Annotated in this window: 9 protein-coding genes, 1 tRNA gene and 3 rRNA genes; 3 read left to right on the top strand and 10 right to left on the bottom strand. The window is 65.6% G+C overall.

Annotation, left to right across the window (positions count from 1 at the left end; all coding sequences use genetic code 11):
- Positions 1 to 282: 282 nt before the first annotated feature.
- The gene (locus OG199_RS13310) at positions 283 to 3,030 is read left to right on the top strand and encodes a SpoIIE family protein phosphatase (protein WP_405829640.1); all 2,748 of its coding nucleotides are present in this window, start codon (positions 283 to 285) and stop codon (positions 3,028 to 3,030) included.
- Between the two features lie 61 nt (positions 3,031 to 3,091).
- On the opposite strand, the gene OG199_RS13315 is transcribed toward OG199_RS13310, so the two are convergent.
- The 8 genes from OG199_RS13315 to thyX all read right to left on the bottom strand — a co-directional run bounded on the left by OG199_RS13315 (position 3,092) and on the right by thyX (position 13,406).
- Positions 3,092 to 3,167 (bottom strand) — tRNA-Thr (locus OG199_RS13315).
- 104 nt (positions 3,168 to 3,271) lie between these two features.
- Entirely contained in the window at positions 3,272 to 3,934 is a 663-nt protein-coding gene (locus OG199_RS13320) for a DegT/DnrJ/EryC1/StrS family aminotransferase (protein WP_405834529.1), read from the bottom strand.
- Between the two features lie 114 nt (positions 3,935 to 4,048).
- Positions 4,049 to 4,165: ribosomal RNA gene (gene rrf / locus OG199_RS13325) — 5S ribosomal RNA — on the bottom strand.
- Positions 4,166 to 4,251: 86 nt separating this feature from the next.
- Positions 4,252 to 7,375, bottom strand: a 23S ribosomal RNA gene (locus tag OG199_RS13330).
- A 313-nt stretch (positions 7,376 to 7,688) separates the two neighbouring features.
- Positions 7,689 to 9,214, bottom strand: a 16S ribosomal RNA gene (locus OG199_RS13335).
- Together the 16S, 23S and 5S rRNA genes form the textbook arrangement of a ribosomal RNA operon.
- 518 nt (positions 9,215 to 9,732) lie before the next feature.
- Positions 9,733 to 11,418, bottom strand: coding sequence for a ribonuclease J (locus OG199_RS13340; RefSeq protein WP_356809285.1), 1,686 nt, complete (start codon positions 11,416 to 11,418; stop codon positions 9,733 to 9,735).
- A 137-nt stretch (positions 11,419 to 11,555) separates the two neighbouring features.
- Entirely contained in the window at positions 11,556 to 12,455 is a 900-nt protein-coding gene (gene dapA / locus OG199_RS13345; protein ID WP_356809284.1) for a 4-hydroxy-tetrahydrodipicolinate synthase, read from the bottom strand.
- Between the two features lie 210 nt (positions 12,456 to 12,665).
- Positions 12,666 to 13,406, bottom strand: a complete 741-nt coding sequence (gene thyX / locus OG199_RS13350; protein WP_356809283.1) for an FAD-dependent thymidylate synthase — start codon at positions 13,404 to 13,406, stop codon at positions 12,666 to 12,668.
- Positions 13,407 to 13,583: 177 nt separating this feature from the next.
- Here thyX and OG199_RS13355 point away from each other — a divergent pair, with 177 nt between their 5' ends.
- Both OG199_RS13355 and OG199_RS13360 read left to right on the top strand, forming a co-directional pair.
- Positions 13,584 to 13,823 carry a hypothetical protein gene (locus OG199_RS13355; protein WP_356809282.1) on the top strand — a complete coding sequence of 80 codons (240 nt, stop codon included), beginning with the start codon at positions 13,584 to 13,586 and terminating at the stop codon, positions 13,821 to 13,823.
- An 89-nt stretch (positions 13,824 to 13,912) separates the two neighbouring features.
- On the top strand, positions 13,913 to 14,470 hold the full coding sequence (locus tag OG199_RS13360) for a hypothetical protein (RefSeq protein ID WP_405829643.1): 558 nt from the start codon (positions 13,913 to 13,915) through the stop codon (positions 14,468 to 14,470).
- 434 nt (positions 14,471 to 14,904) lie between these two features.
- Here the strand turns inward: OG199_RS13360 and OG199_RS13365 are convergent, their stop codons facing one another.
- Together OG199_RS13365 and dapB are read right to left on the bottom strand one after the other, a co-directional pair.
- Positions 14,905 to 15,360, bottom strand: coding sequence for a hypothetical protein (locus OG199_RS13365; RefSeq protein ID WP_356803153.1), 456 nt, complete (start codon positions 15,358 to 15,360; stop codon positions 14,905 to 14,907).
- A gap of 41 nt (positions 15,361 to 15,401) precedes the next feature.
- Positions 15,402 to 16,154, bottom strand: a complete 753-nt coding sequence (dapB, locus tag OG199_RS13370; protein WP_356803151.1) for a 4-hydroxy-tetrahydrodipicolinate reductase — start codon at positions 16,152 to 16,154, stop codon at positions 15,402 to 15,404.
- Between the last annotated feature and the right edge of the window lie 18 nt (positions 16,155 to 16,172).

Below are 16,172 nucleotides of genomic sequence, written 5' to 3' on the forward strand. Positions count from 1 at the left end.
GCCGGGACCTTCCCACTGGAGCCTGCCCAGTGTTTCACCCCTGCTGAACCAGGCCATAACAGTTCGGCAGCTTCGCACATCGTCCGCACACGGTCCGGACGCGGACCACGGCACCCTCCGGAAGGAAACATGAGCCCCCTCCGGGCGGAAACACTGGTGACCGGCATCCGCATGGACCGCGAAGGTAAGTAACCTTGCATGCGGCTGTCCAGCCACACCGGTCCGTCCGGCCTGGGCGGTGGCACGAGAACGAGCGGGCAGGCATCGGAGGGGCACCGCACCATGACCACCGGACTGCATCCTGGGGGACCGCCCCAGGATCCTCGGCCGACAGGGAACCAGGCGCTGCCCCAACAGGAGCAGGTCGGGCCGGCACCGCTGCACGCCGACAACCGGACAAGGAGTTCTGTGATCACCGCGCGCGCGGCCGCCAGCTTCGACCCCGTGGGACGATCGGTCGCGACCGCCCGTTCCTTCGTCCGCGACACCCTCCAGGGCTGGGGCTTCGCCGACATCGTCGACGATGCCGTGGTCCTGACCAGCGAGCTGGTCACCAATGCCGTCGTGCACGCGGGCACCTCCGCCGACGTCCTGTGTCTGCGCAGCGACGAGGGCGTACGCATCGAGGTGTCGGACCGCTACCCGGAACGTGAGATTCCACTCCAGGCGTCGGCGGTGAACATGGGCAGCCCCGACCGCGAGGGCGGCCGCGGCCTCCAGCTCTGCGCGGCGCTGGCGGGCCACTGGGGCGTCGAGTACTCGCCCACCCGCAAGCAGGTCTGGTTCCAGCTCGACCTCCCCGCGCGCCCGGTCGGCACCCGCACCGCGGGACCCTCCCTCCCCGCCCACCTCCTTCCGCTCGCCGACGGCCGGGTGCGCGTCGCGGTCGTCCAGATCGACCGCGCCGGCTCCATCTCGGCGTGGAACGAGGACGCGGAGGACCTCTTCGGGTACGCCGCGGAGCAGGTCACCGGAAAGCCGCTGACCGACCTCGCGGCGTGGCCGCACACCCCGGGCACCAGCACCGGCATCGTGGAGGCCCTCCAGCTCTCGCGCTGGGAGGGCAGCTACGGCATCCGCGGCGCCAGCGGCCGCGTCACCCCCGTCTACGCCTCCCACCTCCGGGTCCGTGACACGGAGGGCGAGCCCTCGACCGTCTGCCTCCTCGTGCGCGACCACGAACGCGCCGTGCTGCAGACCCCGTTGCGCGCCTCCGCCACGGACACGACGACCAGCTCCGAGGGCCAGGCCACGGACCCCTTCGAGGTCTTCATCGGCTCTCCGGCCCCCGACGACCTGGACGGCCTTCTCCAGCGCACGGTGGAGCGCGCCCGCGACATGCTCGACGGCGACTCCGCCTTCCTGCTCCTGGCCACCGACGACGAGACGGAGTTGGAGGTCCGCGCCTCGACGGGCCTGCCCTCGGCCCGCCAGCGCTTCGCCCGCGTCCCCGTCGAGGCGGGCCCCGGCCGCTACGGCTCGGCCCGGATGCCGGCCGTCCACGAGGACCTGACGGTCGTCCCCGGCGCCGTCCCCCTGCTGGGCGGCACCGGCATGCGTTCGGTGGTCACGGTCCCGCTGAAGGTCGAGGGACGCCTGACGGGCTCTCTCGGTGTCGCCGCCGAATCCCCCGCCAGATACTCCAACGAGGAGGCGCTGCGCCTCCAGTTCGCCGCGGACCGTATCGCGCTGGCGGTGGAATCGGCCCGCCTGGGCGAGCTGGAACGCCTGCGGCGCGGCTCGCTCTCCTTCCTCGTGGAGGCCTCCGACCTCCTCGCCGGAACTCTGGACCGTGACCAGACCCTGGCCCTCATGGCCCAGATGACCGTCCCGACCCTGGCCACCTGGTGTGCCGTCTACACGATCGCCGACCAGGCCTCGGACCCGTATCTCTCCTATGTCCTGCACGAGGACGAGGAACGCATCGACGGCCTCAAGGCCCTGCTGTCGAAGATCGCCCCGCCGGACCCGGTCCCCACCCCGGGCGCCCGTGTCTGGCCGGCCCCCGCCGACGCGGCCCACCAGGCGGCGCTGCGCACCTCCATGCGCAGCCTGGGCCTCGGCGAACGCTCACCGGTGAGTTCCGGCATCGGCACGACGCTGGCGACGGCCGCGGCGGTCGGGGGCGAGACGGTCGTCCTGCCCCTGGTGGCCCGCAACCGGGTCATCGGGATGCTGACGCTCGGCAAGCCGTCCGACGAGCACTTCCGGCAGGAGATCCTGGAGCTGGCCGAGGACCTCTCCCGAAGGGCCGCCCTGGCCCTCGACAACGCCCGCCTGTACTCGGAGCGCACGGCGATCAGCCAGTCCCTCCAGCGCAGCCTCCTGCCCCCGGAACTCCCTCACATCGAGGGCGTCGAGGTCGAGGTCATCTACCGCGCGGCCGGCGAGGGCAACGAGGTCGGCGGCGACTTCTACGACCTCTTCCCGATCCGTGACGGCGCCTACGGCTTCGCCATCGGTGACGTCTGCGGTACGGGCCCGGAGGCGGCGGCGGTCACGGGTCTGGCCCGGCACGCGCTGCGGTTGCTGGCCCGCGAGGGCTTCGGCGGCCCGGCGGTCCTGGAGCGGCTGAACTCGGCGATCCTCGACGAGGGCGCCCGCAGCCGCTTCCTGACGCTGTTGTACGGCGAGTTGTGGCCCCAGGAGGACGGCAGCGCCGTGCTGAAGGTCGTCTGCGCCGGCCATCCGCTCCCGCTCCGTCTGCGCCAGGACGGCACGGTGGAGGCAGCCGCCGAACCGCAGCCCCTCCTCGGCGTCATGGAGGACCTGGAGCTGTACGAGCAGACGGTCACTCTCGATCCGGGCGACGTCCTGCTGTGCGTGACGGACGGCGTCACCGAACGCCGCGAGGGCACCCGCATGTTGGGGGACGACGGTCTCACGGACGTCCTCACCACGTGTACGGGTCTGACGGCGGGCGCGGTGGCCGCCCGTGTGATGCGCGCGGTGGAACGCTTCGCCTCCGACGCCCCGTCCGACGACATGGCGATTCTGGCGATGCGGGTACCGGGCCTGCAGGTGGACTGAACCGCTCCCCGACCGGAGCAGCAAAAAGACCCCGCCCGGGAGGGCGAGGCCTTTTCTGCTGTGGAGCCCCCCAACGGAATCGAACCGTTGACCTTCTCCTTACCATGGAGACGCTCTGCCGACTGAGCTAGGGGGGCCGGTCGCCTTTTCGAGGTTTCCCTCGCGGCAACGAAATAGATCATACCCCGAACAGAAGCGTGCTCCTAATCAGTCCTGTTGACCCCGTGTGAGGTCTGTCGGATCAGAAGGCGGGCTGCAGGAGACCGCCGAGCGCGTTGCAGGCGGAGACGATCCGCTGCATCTCCCGCTTCGTCAGGGACGCGTCCACGGGCAGCGCGAGCGTCTCGTCAGCGGCCCGTTCGGTCTCCGGGAGGAACACGTCCCGCCGGAATCCGGGCATGCGGTGCACCGGTGTCTTCACCGGCACCCGGCACTCGACTCCGCGGGCGCGTACGGCCCGTGCGAAGGCGTCCCGGTCCGGCCGCCCGTTGCCCGGCACCCGCACCACGTACTGCTGGTACGTGTGCCCGTCACCGCCGGCCGGTGTGCGCACCCCGCTCAACCGCCCGTCGAGGTAGGCGGCCCGCTCCCGGCGCTGTGCGATGTCCTCGTACGGCGCCTCGGACTCGCCCAGTTCGAGGACGAGGAGTCCGTGCCGCTGCCCGACGTCCCGCAGGCGCACCATGTCGGCCGTCCGCCCGAAGCGGTGGACGACGACTACGGCCCTCGACCGTGCGGTCACGGCCGTCTCGACCGCGCCGGCGTCGAGGCAGTAGGTCGCCGGGTCTATGTCGGCGAAGACGACCGAGGCTCCGGCCTGGGCCACGGCCTCCGTGACTTCGACGTTGCCGAACGCCGACACGATGACCTCGTCACCGGCTCCGACGCCCGCGGCCCTGAGCATTGCAGCAGTACCCATGACGCGGATGCTGGTCGCGCGAAGTGAACACAAAGTGACGCACAACAAAAAAGAGCTGGTCCCCGAACCGAAATTCGGGGACCAGCTCTTTCAAATTTTGTTCGGCGGCGTCCTACTCTCCCACAGGGTCCCCCCTGCAGTACCATCGGCGCTGTAAGGCTTAGCTTCCGGGTTCGGAATGTAACCGGGCGTTTCCCTCACGCTATGACCACCGAAACACTATGAAACTGTCAACCGGAGCCGTGGCAAAGCTACGACGGTTGTTCGTGGTTTCAGAACCAACACAGTGGACGCGAGCAACTGAGGACAAGCCCTCGGCCTATTAGTACCGGTCACCTCCAGCGGTTACCCGCCTTCCAGATCCGGCCTATCAACCCAGTCGTCTACTGGGAGCCTTAACCCCTCAAAGGGGGTGGGAATACTCATCTCGAAGCAGGCTTCCCGCTTAGATGCTTTCAGCGGTTATCCCTCCCGAACGTAGCCAACCAGCCATGCCCTTGGCAGGACAACTGGCACACCAGAGGTTCGTCCGTCCCGGTCCTCTCGTACTAGGGACAGCCCTTCTCAATATTCCTACGCGCACAGCGGATAGGGACCGAACTGTCTCACGACGTTCTAAACCCAGCTCGCGTACCGCTTTAATGGGCGAACAGCCCAACCCTTGGGACCGACTCCAGCCCCAGGATGCGACGAGCCGACATCGAGGTGCCAAACCATCCCGTCGATATGGACTCTTGGGGAAGATCAGCCTGTTATCCCCGGGGTACCTTTTATCCGTTGAGCGACGGCGCTTCCACAAGCCACCGCCGGATCACTAGTCCCGACTTTCGTCCCTGCTCGACCCGTCGGTCTCACAGTCAAGCTCCCTTGTGCACTTACACTCAACACCTGATTACCAACCAGGCTGAGGGAACCTTTGGGCGCCTCCGTTACTCTTTAGGAGGCAACCGCCCCAGTTAAACTACCCATCAGACACTGTCCCTGATCCGGATCACGGACCCAGGTTAGACATCCAGCACGACCAGACTGGTATTTCAACGACGACTCCACCATGGCTGGCGCCATGACTTCAAAGTCTCCCAGCTATCCTACACAAGCCGAACCGAACACCAATATCAAACTGTAGTAAAGGTCCCGGGGTCTTTCCGTCCTGCTGCGCGAAACGAGCATCTTTACTCGTAGTGCAATTTCACCGGGCCTATGGTTGAGACAGTCGAGAAGTCGTTACGCCATTCGTGCAGGTCGGAACTTACCCGACAAGGAATTTCGCTACCTTAGGATGGTTATAGTTACCACCGCCGTTTACTGGCGCTTAAGTTCTCAGCTTCGCCAAACCGAAGTTTGACTAACCGGTCCCCTTAACGTTCCAGCACCGGGCAGGCGTCAGTCCGTATACATCGCCTTACGGCTTCGCACGGACCTGTGTTTTTAGTAAACAGTCGCTTCTCGCTGGTCTCTGCGGCCACCCCCAGCTCACCGAGTAAATCGGATCACCAGTGATGGCCCCCCTTCTCCCGAAGTTACGGGGGCATTTTGCCGAGTTCCTTAACCATAGTTCACCCGAACGCCTCGGTATTCTCTACCTGACCACCTGAGTCGGTTTAGGGTACGGGCCGCCATGAAACTCGCTAGAGGCTTTTCTCGACAGCATAGGATCATCCACTTCACCACAATCGGCTCGGCATCAGGTCTCAGCCTTGATGTGCGACGGATTTACCTATCACACGGCCTACACCCTTACCCCGGGACAACCACCGCCCGGGATGGACTACCTTCCTGCGTCACCCCATCACTCACCTACTACAGGTCTGGACCATCGGCTCCACCACTCCCCTTTGCCCGAAGGCTCCAGGGCGGCTTCACGGACTTAGCATCGCCTGGTTCAATGTTTGACGCTTCACAGCGGGTACCGGAATATCAACCGGTTATCCATCGACTACGCCTGTCGGCCTCGCCTTAGGTCCCGACTTACCCTGGGCAGATCAGCTTGACCCAGGAACCCTTAGTCAATCGGCGCACACGTTTCTCACGTGTGTATCGCTACTCATGCCTGCATTCTCACTCGTGAACCGTCCACCACTGCCTTCCGGCGCGGCTTCACCCGGCACACGACGCTCCCCTACCCATCACAGCAGGCGTTGGCCCTATAGCTGCAATGACACGACTTCGGCGGTACGCTTGAGCCCCGCTACATTGTCGGCGCGGAATCACTAGACCAGTGAGCTATTACGCACTCTTTCAAGGGTGGCTGCTTCTAAGCCAACCTCCTGGTTGTCTGTGCGACTCCACATCCTTTCCCACTTAGCGTACGCTTAGGGGCCTTAGTCGATGCTCTGGGCTGTTTCCCTCTCGACCATGGAGCTTATCCCCCACAGTCTCACTGCCGCGCTCTCACTTACCGGCATTCGGAGTTTGGCTAAGGTCAGTAACCCGGTAGGGCCCATCGCCTATCCAGTGCTCTACCTCCGGCAAGAAACACACGACGCTGCACCTAAATGCATTTCGGGGAGAACCAGCTATCACGGAGTTTGATTGGCCTTTCACCCCTAACCACAGGTCATCCCCCAGGTTTTCAACCCTGGTGGGTTCGGTCCTCCACGACCTCTTACAGCCGCTTCAACCTGCCCATGGCTAGATCACTCCGCTTCGGGTCTTGAGCGCGCTACTAAATCGCCCTATTCGGACTCGCTTTCGCTACGGCTTCCCCACACGGGTTAACCTCGCAACACACCGCAAACTCGCAGGCTCATTCTTCAAAAGGCACGCAGTCACGACGCACTGAGTAAACTCAATGCGCGACGCTCCCACGGCTTGTAGGCACACGGTTTCAGGTACTATTTCACTCCGCTCCCGCGGTACTTTTCACCATTCCCTCACGGTACTATCCGCTATCGGTCACCAGGGAATATTTAGGCTTAGCGGGTGGTCCCGCCAGATTCACACGGGATTTCTCGGGCCCCGTGCTACTTGGGTGTTTCTCAAACGAGCCGTTGACGTTTCGACTACGGGGGTCTTACCCTCTACGCCGGACCTTTCGCATGTCCTTCGCCTACATCAACGGTTTCTGACTCGTCTCACGGCCGGCAGACCGTGAAAGAGAAATCCCACAACCCCACATACGCAACCCCTGCCGGGTCTCACACGCATATGGTTTGGCCTCATCCAGTTTCGCTCGCCACTACTCCCGGAATCACGGTTGTTTTCTCTTCCTGCGGGTACTGAGATGTTTCACTTCCCCGCGTTCCCTCCACTTGCCCTATGTGTTCAGGCAAGGGTGACAGCCCATGACGACTGCCGGGTTTCCCCATTCGGAAACCCCCGGATCAAAGCCTGGTTGACGACTCCCCGGGGACTATCGTGGCCTCCCACGTCCTTCATCGGTTCCTGGTGCCAAGGCATCCACCGTGCGCCCTTAAAAACTTGGCCACAGATGCTCGCGTCCACTGTGCAGTTCTCAAACAACGACCAACCACCCATCACCCTGCCCTGAAGGCAAGTTCACTGGGGCCGGCACTGAAGGCAGCCAAAATCGGCCGTACCTTCAGACACCCAACAGCGTGCCCGACACCCTCGCCACTCATGATCAGCTTTCCACGCTCCGAAGAGCAGTACTGGCAGCCCGAGATGACTGAAAGTGCCGAATAATCAACGTTCCACCCATGAGCAACCACCGTCGAACGTGTGCCGACGTAATGGCCCTGGACCACCAGGCAAGCCTGGCAGCCTAGATGCTCCTTAGAAAGGAGGTGATCCAGCCGCACCTTCCGGTACGGCTACCTTGTTACGACTTCGTCCCAATCGCCAGTCCCACCTTCGACAGCTCCCTCCCACAAGGGGTTGGGCCACCGGCTTCGGGTGTTACCGACTTTCGTGACGTGACGGGCGGTGTGTACAAGGCCCGGGAACGTATTCACCGCAGCAATGCTGATCTGCGATTACTAGCAACTCCGACTTCATGGGGTCGAGTTGCAGACCCCAATCCGAACTGAGACAGGCTTTTTGAGATTCGCTCCGCCTCACGGCTTCGCAGCTCATTGTACCTGCCATTGTAGCACGTGTGCAGCCCAAGACATAAGGGGCATGATGACTTGACGTCGTCCCCACCTTCCTCCGAGTTGACCCCGGCAGTCTCCTGTGAGTCCCCATCACCCCGAAGGGCATGCTGGCAACACAGAACAAGGGTTGCGCTCGTTGCGGGACTTAACCCAACATCTCACGACACGAGCTGACGACAGCCATGCACCACCTGTACACCGACCACAAGGGGGGCACTATCTCTAATGCTTTCCGGTGTATGTCAAGCCTTGGTAAGGTTCTTCGCGTTGCGTCGAATTAAGCCACATGCTCCGCTGCTTGTGCGGGCCCCCGTCAATTCCTTTGAGTTTTAGCCTTGCGGCCGTACTCCCCAGGCGGGGAACTTAATGCGTTAGCTGCGGCACCGACGACGTGGAATGTCGCCAACACCTAGTTCCCACCGTTTACGGCGTGGACTACCAGGGTATCTAATCCTGTTCGCTCCCCACGCTTTCGCTCCTCAGCGTCAGTAATGGCCCAGAGATCCGCCTTCGCCACCGGTGTTCCTCCTGATATCTGCGCATTTCACCGCTACACCAGGAATTCCGATCTCCCCTACCACACTCTAGCTAGCCCGTATCGAATGCAGACCCGGGGTTAAGCCCCGGGCTTTCACACCCGACGTGACAAGCCGCCTACGAGCTCTTTACGCCCAATAATTCCGGACAACGCTTGCGCCCTACGTATTACCGCGGCTGCTGGCACGTAGTTAGCCGGCGCTTCTTCTGCAGGTACCGTCACTTTCGCTTCTTCCCTGCTGAAAGAGGTTTACAACCCGAAGGCCGTCATCCCTCACGCGGCGTCGCTGCATCAGGCTTTCGCCCATTGTGCAATATTCCCCACTGCTGCCTCCCGTAGGAGTCTGGGCCGTGTCTCAGTCCCAGTGTGGCCGGTCGCCCTCTCAGGCCGGCTACCCGTCGTCGCCTTGGTGAGCCACTACCTCACCAACAAGCTGATAGGCCGCGGGCTCATCCTTCACCGCCGGAGCTTTCAACCCACCCAGATGCCCAGGCAGGTATTATCCGGTATTAGACCCCGTTTCCAGGGCTTGTCCCAGAGTGAAGGGCAGATTGCCCACGTGTTACTCACCCGTTCGCCACTAATCCACCCCGAAGGGCTTCATCGTTCGACTTGCATGTGTTAAGCACGCCGCCAGCGTTCGTCCTGAGCCAGGATCAAACTCTCCGTGAATGTTTTCCCGTAATCGGGACGACACCACGAGAGCGGAACCAGGAAGAGGAATAATCCTCCCGGTTCACAGCGTCCTCGCTGTGCGCCCACCCCAGTCAAGGAGCGGGACTTTTTCAAAGGAACCTCGCCCCGACCGATCGGCCGGAGACGGGGTATCAACATATCTGGCGTTGATTTTTGGCACGCTGTTGAGTTCTCAAGGAACGGACGCTTCCTTTGTACTCACCCTCTCGGGCTTTCCTCCGGGCGCTTCCCTTCGGTCTTGCGTTTCCGACTCTATCAGACCGTTTCCGTATCCGATTTCCTCGGTGCTTTCCAGGTTTCCGCTTTCGCGTTTCCCTTTCCGGCGGTTCCGACTTTATCAGAGATTCTGAGTCGGAATTTCCGTCCCGCTCGGGGTGGTCCAGGCACACGATCGTCCCGGGTTCCCGTTCAGGCGGAGCCGTAAACGTACTGGAGCGGGGCGCCCCGATGCAAATCGAGGCGCCCCGCTCCGGGTTGGCACGTGTGAGGGGGGGTCAGACCTCGACGACGACCGGCAGGATCATCGGCCGGCGGCGGTAGTTGTCCGAGACCCACTTGCCCAGCGTGCGGCGGATGAGCTGCTGCATCTGGTGCGGCTCGACCACGCCGTCCTGGGCCGAGCGTTCGAGAACCTCGGTGATCCTCGGGACGACGTCCGTGAAGGCGGAGTCCTCGATGCCCGAACCGCGGGCGTGCACATGCGGACCACCAGTGATCTTGCCCGTGCTGGAGTCCATCACCACGAACACCGAGATGATGCCCTCGTCCCCGAGGATCTTGCGGTCCTTGAGCGCGGGCTCGCCGACTCCGCCGACCGAGAGGCCGTCGACGTACACGTAACCCGCCTGGACCTTGCCGGAGATCTTGGCCTTGCCCCCGACGAGGTCGACGACGACGCCGTCCTCGGCGATGACGATGCGGTCGTGCGGCACGCCGGTGAGCGCGCCCAGCTCGGCGTTGGCGCGCAGATGACGCCATTCGCCGTGGACCGGCATCAGGTTCCGCGGCTTGCAGATGTTGTAGAAGTACAGCAACTCGCCCGCGGAGGCGTGACCGGAGACGTGCACCTTGGCGTTGCCCTTGTGGACGACATTGGCGCCCCAGCGGGTCAGGCCGTTGATGACGCGATAGACCGCGTTCTCGTTGCCCGGGATGAGCGACGAGGCCAGGATCACCGTGTCGCCCTGGACGATGCGGATCTGGTGGTCACGGTTGGCCATGCGGGACAGCGCGGCCATCGGCTCGCCCTGCGAGCCCGTGCAGACGAGGACGATCTCGTGGTCCGGGAGGTCGTCCAGCGTCTTGACGTCGACGACCAGGCCCGGCGGGACCTTCAGATAGCCCAGGTCGCGCGCGATGCCCATGTTGCGGACCATCGAGCGGCCGACGAAGGCGACCCGGCGGCCGTACTCGTGGGCCGCGTCCAGGATCTGCTGGATGCGGTGCACATGGCTGGCGAAGCTCGCCACGATGATGCGTTTGCTGGCGCCCGCGAAGACCTGGCGCAGCACGTTCGAGATGTCGCGCTCGGGCGGGACGAAGCCGGGGACCTCGGCGTTCGTGGAGTCCGAGAGAAGGAGGTCGATGCCTTCCTCGCTCAGGCGTGCGAAAGCGTGCAGGTCCGTGAGCCGGCCGTCCAGCGGGAGCTGGTCCATCTTGAAGTCGCCGGTGTGCACCGCCATGCCCGCGGGGGTGCGGATGGCGACCGCGAGGGCGTCCGGGATGGAGTGGTTGACCGCCACGAACTCGCAGTCGAAGGGGCCGATGCGCTCGCGGTGGCCCTCCGCGACTTCGAGCGTGTACGGGCGGATGCGGTGCTCCTGGAGCTTCGCCTCGATCAGCGCGAGGGTCAGCTTGGAGCCGATCAGCGGGATGTCCGGCTTCTCGCGCAGGAGGAAGGGGACACCACCGATGTGGTCCTCGTGGCCATGCGTGAGGACGATGCCCTCGATGTCGTCGAGGCGGTCCCTGATGGACGTGAAGTCCGGCAGGATCAGGTCGATTCCGGGCTGCTCCTCCTCGGGGAAGAGCACTCCGCAGTCGACGATCAGCAGGCGGCCGTCGTATTCGAAGACGGTCATGTTCCGGCCGATTTCACCGAGGCCGCCCAGCGGGGTGACCCGCAGGCCCCCCTGGGGAAGCTTGGGCGGCGGGCCGAGTTCAGGATGCGGATGACTCAAAAGACTCTCCTCACCACACACGCCACGTACCTGGCAAGGCACGTGGCGTGCATGACGTTCGTGCAGTAGCTGTTGTTTGTGTGGGGTGCAGGCCGCCGGCCTGCGTTGTCGTACGTATTCAGTTGTGAAGTCTGTACTTAGAGCTGTACCCCGCCGGCAGCAAGATCGATCTTGAGCTGAGCGGTCTCCTCGGGTGACAGTTCGACCATCGGGGCGCGCAGCGGCCCGGCAGGCAGACCCTGGAGGGTGAGCGCGGCCTTCGTCGTCATGACGCCCTGGGTGCGGAACATGCCGGTGAAGACCGGAAGCAGCTTCTGATGGATCTCCGTGGCCTTCTGCACGTCGCCCGCGACATAGGCCTCGAGCATGGCTCGCAGCTCCGGCGTGACGACGTGGCCGACGACCGAGACGAAGCCGACCGCGCCCACGGAGAGCAGCGGCAGGTTCAGCATGTCGTCGCCGGAGTACCAGGCGAGACCGGAGCGGGCGATGGCCCAGCTGGCCCGGCCGAGGTCTCCCTTGGCGTCCTTGTTCGCGACGATGCGCGGGTGCGCGGCCAGGCGGACGATCGTCTCGGTGCTGATCGGTACGCCGCTGCGGCCGGGGATGTCGTAGAGCATCACCGGCAGTTCGGTGGCGTCGGCGATGGCCGAGAAGTGCCGGTACAGGCCCTCTTGCGGGGGCTTGTTGTAGTACGGCGTGACGGTCAGCAGGCCGTGCGCGCCGGCCTTCTCGGCGGCGCGGGCGAGCTCGATGCTGTGGTGGGTGTCGTTCGTGCCGACGCCCGCGACGACGTGGGCACGGTCGCCGACCGCCGCCAGCACGGCCCGTACGAGATCCGATTTCTCCGCGTCGCTGGTGGTCGGTGACTCGCCGGTGGTGCCGTTGACGATCAGGCCGTCGTTGCCTGCGTCCACCAGGTGGGTGGCGAGCCGCTGGGCACCGTCGAGGTCGAGTGCGCCGTCCGCCGTGAAGGGCGTGACCATGGCGGTGAGGACCCGTCCGAAGGGGGTCTGCGAAGTGGAGGTCGGAGCCATGGGTAACACGCTACTCGCTGCTCAGGGCCGGGTCTGCCCTCGGGGGACACGACAAAGCACGACAAATGCGGAGCCCGGCACTGCCTGCTCGGGGGTTCAAGCAGTGCCGGGTCCGTTTGATCAGGCTAGATGAACTTCTCGAAATGCCGCAATACGGACACCTCGCTCGGCTGATCCGTACATCTGTGCCGGAAGGCGCATGGGAGCGCCCTACGGCGCCACACGACCGTTGGCGTTGAAGGCCGCGTACGTGAGCGGCATGAGCCTGGCCCACTCCGCTTCCATCTTCTCGCCGACCATCTCGATCTCCCGCTGCGGGAAGGACGGGACCTTGGCGAGCTCGTGCTGGGTGCGCAGACCGAGGAAGTGCATCAGGGAGCGCGCGTTGCAGGTGGCGTACATCGACGAGAAGAGGCCGACCGGGAGGACGGCGCGGGCCACCTCGCGGGCGACACCGGCGGCGAGCATCTCCTGGTACGTCCGGTACGACGCGAGGTACGAGTCCTCCATGGCGCCCGCGACGAGCTCGCGCTGCTCCGCGGTGCCCTCGACGAACACGTACTTCCCGGGACGGCCCTGCTGGACCAGCTTGCGCGACCCGTCCGGGACGTAGAAGACCGGCTGGAGCTCCCTGTACCGGCCGGACTCCTCGTTGTACGACCAGCCCACGCGGTGCCGCATGAACTCGCGGAAGACGAAGATCGGGGCACTGATGAAGAACGTCATCGAGTTGTGCTCGAAGGGGCTGCCGTGCCGGTCCCTCATCAGGTAGTTGATCAACCCCTTCGAGCGCTCCGGGTCCTTGTCCATCTCGTCCAGGGATTGCTCCCCGACGGTGGAGACACGGGCGGCGAACAGCACGTCGGAGTCGGCCGCGGAGTGCTTCACCAGCTCGACGGTGACGTCGCTGCGGAGGTCGATCTTGAGATCGTCGGCGGGGGTTTCGGTCACGATTCGGGGGGTCCTTCCCATCACAGCTTGCAACGCGGCCACTCTACGGGGCGCCGATACCAGGGCGTTCGGGCCTTGCCGCAATGAATTCGGCGAAACTGGGCACCATTGAGGGCATTCGTACGTCTGTGTTGGTGACAGAGATTTCTTCGAGACTCCAGAGGAGACGCAGTCCCCATGTTCCGTCGGCGCGAGCCCGTACCGTTCGCCTTCATCGCCGAAGCCGACAACTTCCGCAGCAATGTCACTCCCCCACCGCGCGAGCGGGCCTCCGCCGGCCAGATAGCCGGGCGGTGGCTCACGGGACTCACCCTGGCCGCCGGGCTCGTCGGGTCCCTGATCCTCGGCATGCCCGCCCTGTCGCAGGATCCGTCGCCCGCCCACACGCAGCACTCCGAGGCGTCGGACGGCCGCTGACTCTTCCGGACCCCCGAGGGTGGTGAGCGGGGACCCGGCTCGATAGCCTCACCGGGCATACCCATGCGTGGATTGAGTGAGGATCAGTCGTGCCCCTGCCCTTCCTTACGGCGGACCGTGCTTTTGACGAGGCTGCGGACGATCTCGCCCTGCCGTTCGACGACCGCGACCAGTGGCGTCGCCCCTACCGGCCGGGCCCGTGGCGGGTGGCGTTCGCCGCGCTGATTCTGCTGCTCGCGTCCTATGTGCTCGTGGCCACCGTGATCACCGCGTTCGCCGGCAGCCGCTCCGCGGCCGTGGTCTGTCTGCTGGTCTCCGTGATCGTCGTCCTCGGCGCCTTGCGGCTGCTGCGGATGGGCGTCTGGGTGAGCGCCCGGGGGCTGCGCCGCGTGGGCTTCCTCACCACCAGTACCGCGCCCTGGGAGCAGGTCGTCGCCGTGCGCACCGTGCAGCAGCCGGTGCGCTGGCTGGGGCTGCCGCGCACGGTGCAGGGGCAGGCGCTGATCCTGGTCCGCAGGGACCGGGCGGCCGATGCCGTACCGCCGCTGCTGACCTCGCACAACTCCGACTTCCTCGCGCGCCCGGAGGCCTTCGACCGGGCGGCGGACGCCGTCGAGGTCTGGGCCGACGAGTACCGGTCGGGGTGAGCCGGGGCCTGACGAACGAAGGGGTCGGTCCGCGTCGTGCGGGGCGGCCCCTTTGTCGTGTCTCCGGGCCCTCCGCGCCCGGACTCTGCGGTATGCCTCGGGCCGGACCTCGGTGTCCCCCGGGGGGCCGGGGCCCGCCGCGGGCTCGGACGCCTCGGTTTTCGTTCGTCCTGTCTCTGGGGCTCCGCCCCAGACCCCGCCAAGGGGCTGCCGCCCCCTGGACCCCGCATCGCCCGAAGGGCTCGTCCTCAAACGCCGGACGGGCTGATGATGCGGGCCCCGGCTGCAGAATTTCAGCGCGTCCGGCAATTGATCTCAGCGCGTCCGGCAATTGGTCTCAGGCCGTCCGGCGATGGAGGACGAGGCCGCCAGGCCGAACGGGGGTCCGGGGCGGAGCGCCCAGCCGGGCCCCGCCCCCAGGCCTCCGGACGGACTCAGGCCTCCGCCGGTGGCCTGCCCTCGCGCAGGGCGATCGCCCGTTGCATCGCCTTGCGGGCGCGCGGGGTGTCCCGGGCGTCGTGGTAGGCGACGGCGAGGCGGAACCAGCTGCGCCAGTCGTCGGGCGCGTCCTCGGTCTCGACCTTGCGCCTGGCGAAGACCTCGTCGGCAGAGTCGCGGTCGATGCGGCCGCCCGCGGTGCGCCGCAGCTCGTCGACGGGCAGTCCGCCCTCCGCGTCGAGCTCCGCCGCGAGCCGGTTCGCCTTGCGTACGAACTGGGTGTTCTTCCAGAGGAACCAGACACCGATGACCGGCAGGATCAGCACCGCGATGCCGAAGGTGACGGTGATCAGGGTGCCGTTCTGGATGAGCAGCACGCCGCGGCTGCCGACCAGGACGAAATAGACGACCAGGACGGCCGCCGTGACGGCGTAGGTGATCTTCGCGCGCATGTCTGCCAGGTGTCCGTGTCCGTCCGTGCCCGTCCCTCGGCTCAGCCGAGGTCCAGGAAGTTTTCCAGGCCGAAGGTGAGGCCCGGCGTGCTCACCACGCGGCGGGCACCGAGCAGGATGCCCGGCATGAAGCTGCTGTGGTGCAGCGAGTCGTGGCGGACGGTGAGGGTCTCGCCGTCGCCGCCGAGCAGGACCTCCTGGTGGGCGAGCAGACCGCGCAGCCGGACCGAGTGCACCCGGACGCCGTCGACGTCCGCCCCGCGGGCGCCGTCGAGAGCGGTGGCCGTGGCGTCGGGCTGCGGGGCGCTGCCCGCACGCGCCCGGGCCGCGGCGATGAGCTGGGCGGTGCGCGTGGCGGTGCCGCTGGGCGCGTCCACCTTGTTCGGGTGGTGCAGTTCGACGACCTCGACGGACTCGAAGTACGGCGCGGCGATCTCGGCGAACTTCATGGTCAGTACGGCACCGATGGAGAAGTTCGGGGCGATGAGCACCCCCGTCCCCGGCGACTCGGCCAGTGACGTGGTGAGCTGTGCGAGGCGTTCGTCGGTCCAGCCCGTGGTTCCGACCACCGCGTGGATCCCGTTGCGGACGCAGAAGTCGAGGTTGCCCATCACCGAGTCCGGTGTGGTCAGTTCGACCGCGACCTGGGCGCCCGCGTCGACGAGGGTCTCCAGTCGGTCGCCCCGGCCCAGCGCGGCCACCAGCTCCATGTCCTCGGCGGCCTCGACGGCTCGTACCGCCTCGGCCCCGATCCGGCCCTTGGCACCGAGGACCGCCACGCGCAGCTTGCTCATTGCTTCGTTCCTAACAGA

The organism is Streptomyces sp. NBC_01176, assembly GCF_045039825.1.
GTDB lineage: Bacteria > Actinomycetota > Actinomycetes > Streptomycetales > Streptomycetaceae > Streptomyces.